Source organism: Nocardiopsis sp. RV163 (genome assembly GCF_001029525.1).
GTDB lineage: Bacteria > Actinomycetota > Actinomycetes > Streptosporangiales > Streptosporangiaceae > Nocardiopsis > Nocardiopsis dassonvillei.
Genome location: NZ_LEKI01000227.1, coordinates 1 through 6,603, shown reverse-complemented (window position 1 = coordinate 6,603; position 6,603 = coordinate 1). Strand labels below are relative to the sequence as shown.

The 6,603-nt window shown below is 73.6% G+C and carries 7 protein-coding genes; 5 read left to right on the top strand and 2 right to left on the bottom strand.

Annotated features, from left to right (window positions below; translation table 11 throughout):
- Positions 1–137: 137 nt before the first annotated feature.
- The 3 genes from ABD54_RS24650 to ABD54_RS24640 all read left to right on the top strand — a co-directional run bounded on the left by ABD54_RS24650 (position 138) and on the right by ABD54_RS24640 (position 3,242).
- Positions 138–434, top strand: a complete 297-nt coding sequence (locus ABD54_RS24650) for a lactococcin 972 family bacteriocin (RefSeq protein ID WP_047871932.1) — start codon at positions 138–140, stop codon at positions 432–434.
- 73 nt (positions 435–507) lie between these two features.
- On the top strand, positions 508–2,577 hold the full coding sequence (locus ABD54_RS24645; RefSeq protein WP_047871931.1) for a hypothetical protein: 2,070 nt from the start codon (positions 508–510) through the stop codon (positions 2,575–2,577).
- Positions 2,578–2,594: 17 nt separating this feature from the next.
- Positions 2,595–3,242 (top strand): ABC transporter ATP-binding protein, encoded by a 648-nt coding sequence (locus tag ABD54_RS24640; RefSeq protein ID WP_047871930.1) that lies wholly within the window; start codon positions 2,595–2,597, stop codon positions 3,240–3,242.
- A 183-nt stretch (positions 3,243–3,425) separates the two neighbouring features.
- Here the strand turns inward: ABD54_RS24640 and ABD54_RS24635 are convergent, their stop codons facing one another.
- On the bottom strand, positions 3,426–4,160 hold the full coding sequence (locus tag ABD54_RS24635) for an SDR family NAD(P)-dependent oxidoreductase (protein WP_047871929.1): 735 nt from the start codon (positions 4,158–4,160) through the stop codon (positions 3,426–3,428).
- Between the two features lie 293 nt (positions 4,161–4,453).
- Entirely contained in the window at positions 4,454–5,050 is a 597-nt protein-coding gene (locus ABD54_RS24630) for a TetR/AcrR family transcriptional regulator (RefSeq protein ID WP_047871933.1), read from the bottom strand.
- A 159-nt stretch (positions 5,051–5,209) separates the two neighbouring features.
- Between ABD54_RS24630 and ABD54_RS24625 the strand changes: the two genes are divergently transcribed.
- Together ABD54_RS24625 and ABD54_RS24620 are read left to right on the top strand one after the other, a co-directional pair.
- Positions 5,210–6,001 carry an SDR family NAD(P)-dependent oxidoreductase gene (locus ABD54_RS24625; protein WP_047871928.1) on the top strand — a complete coding sequence of 264 codons (792 nt, stop codon included), beginning with the start codon at positions 5,210–5,212 and terminating at the stop codon, positions 5,999–6,001.
- A 159-nt stretch (positions 6,002–6,160) separates the two neighbouring features.
- The gene (locus tag ABD54_RS24620; protein ID WP_047871927.1) at positions 6,161–6,454 is read left to right on the top strand and encodes a hypothetical protein; all 294 of its coding nucleotides are present in this window, start codon (positions 6,161–6,163) and stop codon (positions 6,452–6,454) included.
- The last annotated feature ends 149 nt before the right edge of the window (positions 6,455–6,603 follow it).

The following is a 6,603-nucleotide window of genomic DNA, read 5'->3' as shown; positions in this document are numbered from 1 at the left end:
ACGGCTCCCGCCCCTCCGCCTCCGGCGACCCGACGCGCGGGCGGGGCGGTCTCCACCGCCAGCCGACACGACCCCTCACAGCGGACCGCGAAGGACCTCCCCCGAGAACCCCGGTGAAGGCCAGGAGAGGAAACACCATGCCCCACACCCTCAAGCGGGCGGCCGCGACCCTGGCGATCGCCGCCGGGCTCACCGCCGGGACCGCGGGCGCGGCCGCGGCGGCCGTCAGCTACGTCGGCGGCGGGACGTGGTACCACGGGCTCACCTCATCGGTCGTGTACTCCGACTACTTCCACGGGTCGCGCTGCCACGGCTCCACGGCGGTGGGCAGGTACACCGTCACGTCCGCGGCGTACCTGCCGGGGTACACCTCCCGGGCGTCGGCCCCGCGTGCCCTGTCCAACAACGAGAGCTACTGGAGGCACTGCGGGTAACCGACCGCGACGGACCCGCTGACGTCTGCCCGTCAGCGGGTCGCCCCCGTGTCCGCGACCGCGCCAGGAGACCATGCCCAACCGGACCATCGCCTTCGCCCACACCGCTTTCCTCCTGCTCGCCGCGCTCATCGCCGCGCTGCTGCTGGCCACGTGGGAGCTGACGATCCCCACCGCGCAGCATTCGGCGGTGGTGTGGATCGTCGAGGACGAGGGCACCTCCGACAGCGGCCGGGTCGCGGAGACCGTCGAGCGCGTCGCCGCCGAGCAGGGCGTGGCGATCGGCTTCACCGCCCCGGACGTGCGCGCCCCCGAGTCGCTGTCGCACCTGTACCTGGCCGTGGGCGACCCCGACTCCCGGTACGCGGACTGGCTGACCGGGGGCTACCCGTCCTTCAACCCGGCCACCGAGCTGCGCGTCCACCCCGTCGACGGGCTCGCGGAACGCAGCCCACGCGGCTACTACCTGGTCTTCGGCCCGCCCGAGAGCGCGCGGGCGCTCACCGACGCGCTCGCCGAGCACGGCCTGCGCCCGGACGGGGGCGGCGGCCAGGCGCGGCTGTGGCAGTCCTTCCTGGGCGGCCCGCTGTTCAACGTCCTGGCCCTGGCGCTGCTTGCGGGTGTGACCGGGGTCGGCGCGGGGGTGCTGCTCGGTTCCCGGGACTACGCCGTCCAGCGGCTGCTGGGGCGCTCCTACGGGTGGATCCTGCTGCGTGACCTGGGCCGGGTCGCCCGGCTGTGGGGCGCGGCCCTGCCCGGCGTCGCCCTGGTCGCCCTGGTCTGTCTGGGCCTCTACAACGGCTGGAACCAGCTCGGCTTCTTCGCCCTGATCGCCCTGGTGTTCGCGGGGGGGTTCGCCGCCGTGGCCGTGGCCGTGCACGCCGCGGTGCTCGGTCTGGTGCACACCACCGCGATCCTGCCCGCGCTCAAGGGCCGCATACCCGAGCGCGCCGCCCAGGCGGGCGCCTACCTGGTGCGCGTGCCAGTGCTGCTCCTGGTGCTCGCCGTCCTCGGGTCGGTCGTCCACCTGGCGCAGACCACCCGGGAGCAGCGGGCCTCCCTGGAGTTCTTCGCCCGGACGGGCCGGACCTCGCACGCCACCCTCAACGGCAGCGTCGGTCTGGAGGACCCCCAGAGCGCCAACTCCCTCCTGGGCCCCTGGCTGCGCCGGGCCGACCGGGAGGGCCGGATCGTCATCGCCGACCAGCACGCGCCCGAGTCCGTCGTGCCGGTCGGGTCCGGGCGGCCCGGCTTCGACGTGCTCGTGGTCAACGACACCTACCTGGAGGAGCAGGAGATCGTGTCCCCCTCGGGCGAGCGCTACGGCCCCGCCGCCTCCGGGGACCGGGTCCGGGTCCTGCTCCCGCGGGCGCACGCCTTCCACCGCGAGGACATCGAGCGGGCGATGCCGGACTGGCTGCGCCTCCAGAACGGCGGCGAGGAACCCGGGGCCGACGTCGAGGTGCTGCCCGCGGCCGACGGACAGACGGTGTTCACCTACGGGTCGCGCGCCCCGTTCGCCCAGCAGGAGCCCCCCTTCCTGCGCGACCCCGTGGTCATCGCCCTGCCAAACGGCTCCGTGCTCTCCGACAGCGCCTACGTCACCTACATGACCCACGAGGCCGTGCTGTTCCCCGACCCGGGCGTGGTGGAGCGGGCCCGGGAGGCCGACCCCCGGATGGCCGAGTACGTCAACGCGGTCCAGCCGATCCTGAACAAGGCGGCCGCGGCCCACGCCGCCGACCTGAACCTGTTGCGCGTCGAGGCGTTCAACCTGGCCGCCGGTACCGCGCTGCTGTTGCTGACCGGCATCGCCTCGTGCGTCATCCACACGCGTACCCGGGCCCAGACCGTCTTCGCCCGGCACATCAGCGGGTGGAGCTTCCTCGCCGCGCACCGGCGCTTCCTGGCCGTCGAGGCCGGGATCGCGCTCGGCTTCACGGGCTGGGCCGCGTGGGACTCGCTGACCGCTTTGCGGGCGCTGCGCGACCCAGCCAGGATGCCACCGCCCGAGGCGGTGCCGACCAGCGGCCTCGAACCCCTCTACGCCGCGGCCATCGCGGCGACCGGGCTCGCCCTGACCCTGGGCGCGCTCGCCTTCTTCCACCGCCGTATCGTCCGCGAAGGCTCCTCGCAGGCCTGAGACCCCCGGGAGGCAGCATGATCACCGTCGAGAAGCTCACCAAGTCCTTCGGCTCCCGCGTGCTGTGGCAGGAACTGGACCTGACCGTGGAGGCGGGGCGGACGCTGGCGCTGGTGGGCGCCAGCGGATCGGGCAAGACCACCCTGCTCAACTGCATGGGGCTGCTGGAGAGGCCCAGCGCGGGCCGGATCCTCTTCGGGGGCACCGACCTCACCCGTCTGGGGCCGGGCGGGCGGCGGCGGTTCCGCGCCGACGAACTCGGCTACCTGTTCCAGGACTACGCCCTGATGGAGAGCGTGTCCGTGCGGGCCAACCTCGCGGTCGTCAAGCGCTGCGACACCAGGTCGCGCCACGCCGCGGCACTGGAACGGGTGGGACTGGCCGGACGGGAGCGGGAGAAGGTGCACCGGCTGTCGGGCGGCGAGCAGCAGCGCGTGGCTCTGGCGCGCGTGCTGGTCAAGCAGCCCTCACTGGTGCTGGCCGACGAGCCCACCGGCGCGCTGGACCGCGACAACGGTGCGATGGTCGTGGAGGTGCTGCGCCAGATGAGCCGGGAGGGCTGCGCGGTGGTGATCGCCACGCACGACGACGCCGTCCGGGACGCGTGCGACGCCGCCTTCGACGTGGGCACGGGTCGGGAGGCGCAGGCGACCGGCGGCCGGTAGCGGCGAGGGCCCGGGTCCGGCCACGGGGGTAGGCCGCTGCCGCGCGCCTGGGCGACCGGCGGCGCGCACACGCCGGACGGGGCCGTCGACGACGAGTCCTGCCGCCGCCTCGTCCAGGGCGCCGAGGGCCGCGAGGAGGACGTACGGGCCGGGGCAGGAGCCCCGGCCCGTACGCGCGGCCGCTCACACCTGGGCGTATCCACCGTCGGCGTGGAACTCGGCGCCGTTGACGTAGCTCGACGCGTCCGAGGCGAGGAACGTCGTCAGGGCGGCGATCTCCTCGGGCTCGGCGAGCCGGCCCAGGGGGACGGAGGCTTCGGTCTGTTCGAGCGCCTCGGGTGTGAGGAGTTCCAGCAGACCCTGGGTGCGTGTGCCGCCGGGGGACACGACGTTGACCCGGAAGCCGTGCGCACGCGCGCTGAGGGCCCAACCGCGAGCGAGGTTGCGAATCGCGGCCTTCGAAGCAGCGTAGACCTCAAGTCCCGGGTTGGGCCGGGAGGAGGCGGTCGAGCCCGTCAGGATCACCGAAGCGTTGTCGCTGAGCAGCGGTAGCGCCTGCTGGAGCGTGAAGATCGTTCCCTTGACGTTGGTGGCGAACAGCGAGTCGATCAGCTCCTCGGTCACCTCGCCGAACGGGGCCGTGGCGCCGATACCGGCGTTGGCGACCAGCACGTCGATGCGTCCGGCCCGGTCCCGCACAGTGCCGTAGAACGCGTCCAGCTCGGAGCGCACCGAGACGTCGCAGACCACGCCGGTCACGCGGTCGCCGAGCTCGGCGACCGCTGCGTCGAGCACGTGCTTGCGGCGACCGGTGACGAACACCGTGGCGCCCGCGTCACGGAACGCGCGAGCGGTCGCGAACCCGATGCCGGTGCTCGCCCCGGTGACGACGGCGATCTTGCCTTCCAAGACGGCCATGCCGCCCTCCCTCCAGTTATGGACTGTTACGTCAAGAATCATAGCTCCATTATGGACCGATTAGTCAATATTTGGCTCGCGGCGAAGCGCCCAGGCTCCAAGTCCCGAGCTCACCCCGTCCGCGGCGGCATCCCGAACCCGCCGGTCGCGGACCGGTCCGACCGGCGGCACACGGAAGGGCCCGCGGGCGAAGTGCGCTCCCCCGGAGGCCGCGGCGCCCGGTCTGAGGGCACGCCGCGGAATGCCGCGCCGACCGCGGACAGCGGCGTTACGGGTTCGTCGGCGGGGCGCCGCTACCGAGCTGGGGCGGGCAGCAGCCGTGCCAGGGCGGAGTGGGCGATGACGGTCAGCGCGCCGACGTCCATGCCGGTGCGTCCGAGGGCAATGAGACCGAGCTGCGCGACGAGGGCCGCACGGGCGGTCTCGGCAGGGTCGGCGCCGGGATCGAGGTCGCCCTCGCTCCGGGCTCGCTCCAGTGCCGCCGTGAGGACGGACGTGATCGCGTCGTAGCTGCGGCGGGCCTCGGCGGCCACGTCCGGTGTGCTGGCGGCGAGCTCGGCGTTGCTGTTGGCCAGCAGGCAGCCCCGGCGCGCGGCCGCCCCGGTCGGGTCACCGGTCATGCCGAGGACGAACTCGCGCACCACGTCGACGCCCTTCGCCGCGGAAGCCAGGCGCTCGCGCAGTGCCAGCAGGTTCGCGTCGTCGTACTCCCGCAGCACCCGAAGAAAGAGGCTCCTCTTGTCCCCGAACGCCCCGTAGAGGCTGCCCTTGCCCAGCCCGCTCACGCGCAGCAGGTCGTCCATAGAGGTCGCCGCGTACCCCTTGTCCCAGAACTCGTCGCGCACAGCGAGAAGCACGCGGTTTTCGTCGAACTCACGAGGTCGCGCCATCCGTTCAGCGTACTGGTTCTGGACCATGCGGTCACGATGAGGGGATCCGCGTCGTCCGGCGGTTCGCGTCCGGCGCACAGGGGCCGAGACCGGTGGGGGCCGTGGGCTCCGCGGCCCCGGAATCTGCGCACGGCCGGGCGAGGGGCTAGAGTGCCCCGCATGCCATCGGATGACCTCTCCCAGCCCGACCGCCGCTACCAGGGGGAAGGCCGCGCGGGGCGCGCCGTCCTGGTCACCGGCGCCGCCCGGGGCATCGGCCGGGCCGTGGCCGCCGCGTTCGCTGAGCTGGGCGACCGGGTCGCCGTGCACTACGCGACCCGCCGCGCCGAGGCCGAGGCCACCCTGGCCGGGCTCCCCGGCCGGGGGCACGTCCTCCTCCGGGCCGACATCGCCGATCCCGACGCGGCGGCCGACCTGGTCGGGCGGGCGAGCGCACACCTGGGCGGGCTCGACGTCCTGGTCAACAACGCCGCTGTCAACACCGCCCACCCCCTGGCCACGACCTCCTACGAGCAGTGGCAGCGGGCCTGGCGGACCACCCTGGACGTGAACGTGCTCGGCGCCGCCAACACCAGCTACCTGGCCGCCCGGCACATGATCGACCACGGGGTCCGCGGCCGCATCGTCAACGTCGGATCGCGGGGCGCCTACCGGGGCGAGCCCGACCACCCGGCCTACGGCGCGAGCAAGGCCGCCCTGCACTCCCTGGGCCAGTCGCTGGCCGTGGCCCTGGCCCCGCACGGCATCACCGTGGCCTCCGTCGCTCCGGGGTTCGTGGAGACCGAGCGCGTGGCCGAGCGCCTCACCGACCGGGTGCGCGCCGACAGCCCGTTCGGGCGTGTGGCCTCCCCCGAAGAGGTCGCCGCGGCCGTGCGCTACCTCGCCTCACCGGAGGCCGTGTGGTCCTCCGGCGCCGTCCTGGACGTCAACGGCGCCTCGTACCTGCGCTGACCGGCGCTGCCGCGGGCGGAGCCCTCCGAGGGGCGCCAGCACACGCGAAAGAATTCCGCGAAACACCTGACGGGGAGGCGGCACGGGTCTAGTGTGCTGGGTGCCGACCGCACGAGCCGCTTCCTCGAAACGGTTCCCGGATCGCCCCCAGGTGAGGCCATGCCCGATCACACCGAACCCCGCACCTTCGACGCCGTGCTCCAGGAGTTCCAGCGGACGAACCCCGGCTGGACACTGCGCTGCAACCCCGGCGCGGTCCCCGGCCGCCGCTGGGCGGCGGACAGCATCGAACTGCTGACCGCGGAGGAGATCAACTGGGGTTTCAGGAACACGATCCTCGGCCCCGAGATCGCCACGGTGCAGAAGCGCCTCACCCGGGAACGGGAGGCCCTGGAGCGGTGGGAGCGGGCCCAGCGGGAGGAGCTGGAGGAGTGGAACGACTGGGAGGACTGAAGGGGTGGTAGGTCTGCCCCTCCTCCGGTCGGGCGCGTCCCGAGGAGCCCCTCCCGGAGCCGCCGCACTCGTCAGGTGCACGCGCCTCCGGGGAGGGCCGCGCCCGACCGGAGGAGGGGCAGACCTACCACCCCTTCAGTCCTCCCAGT

Coding starts and splice junctions, on each gene's coding strand:
- ABD54_RS24650 (WP_047871932.1), top strand. CDS start 138: ATGCCCCACACCCTCAAGCGGGCGGCCGCGACCCTGGCGATCGCCGCC.
- ABD54_RS24645 (WP_047871931.1), top strand. CDS start 508: ATGCCCAACCGGACCATCGCCTTCGCCCACACCGCTTTCCTCCTGCTC.
- ABD54_RS24640 (WP_047871930.1), top strand. CDS start 2,595: ATGATCACCGTCGAGAAGCTCACCAAGTCCTTCGGCTCCCGCGTGCTG.
- ABD54_RS24635 (WP_047871929.1), bottom strand. CDS start 4,160: ATGGCCGTCTTGGAAGGCAAGATCGCCGTCGTCACCGGGGCGAGCACC.
- ABD54_RS24630 (WP_047871933.1), bottom strand. CDS start 5,050: ATGGCGCGACCTCGTGAGTTCGACGAAAACCGCGTGCTTCTCGCTGTG.
- ABD54_RS24625 (WP_047871928.1), top strand. CDS start 5,210: ATGCCATCGGATGACCTCTCCCAGCCCGACCGCCGCTACCAGGGGGAA.
- ABD54_RS24620 (WP_047871927.1), top strand. CDS start 6,161: ATGCCCGATCACACCGAACCCCGCACCTTCGACGCCGTGCTCCAGGAG.